The sequence below is a fragment of the Idiomarina sp. UBA4206 genome, assembly GCF_002383015.1.
GTDB classification, from domain to species: Bacteria; Pseudomonadota; Gammaproteobacteria; order Enterobacterales; family Alteromonadaceae; genus Idiomarina; species Idiomarina abyssalis.
On the sequence record NZ_DFTS01000025.1, the window covers coordinates 18,673 to 18,997 of the forward strand.

The 325-nt window shown below is 51.7% G+C and carries 1 pseudogene; it reads right to left on the minus strand.

Annotated elements, in window-relative coordinates:
* Window positions 1–39: 39 nt before the first annotated feature.
* Window positions 40–325, minus strand: a pseudogene (locus tag B3180_RS05275) (glycosyl transferase); the annotation flags it as partial.

A 325-nucleotide genomic window follows, 5' to 3' on the forward strand; every position in this document is an offset into this window, starting at 1 on the left:
TTCGAATCCAACCTGGGGAGCCACATTCAGAAGAACCGCCTATATGGCGTTTTTTTCGTTTCTGGACCAAAGCTCTGCACTGAGCTCAGCAACTGGTTGCGTTGCGCCATCGGCAATCCATTGTGCCAGCGTTTCCGCGACATTAGGCCAGTACAGTCTATGAGGTTCCCGTTGCGCTAGCCAGCTGTCAACTTCACTGGTCTCAACTCGTTTTAAGACACTCGCCAGCCCATGCTCCTGTAATATGCGGGCATTCCACTTTTGTTCAAACTGGCCTGCTAAAGGTTTTACTGCCAAAGCCTTTCCCTGGCTCAGCGCTTCGCAA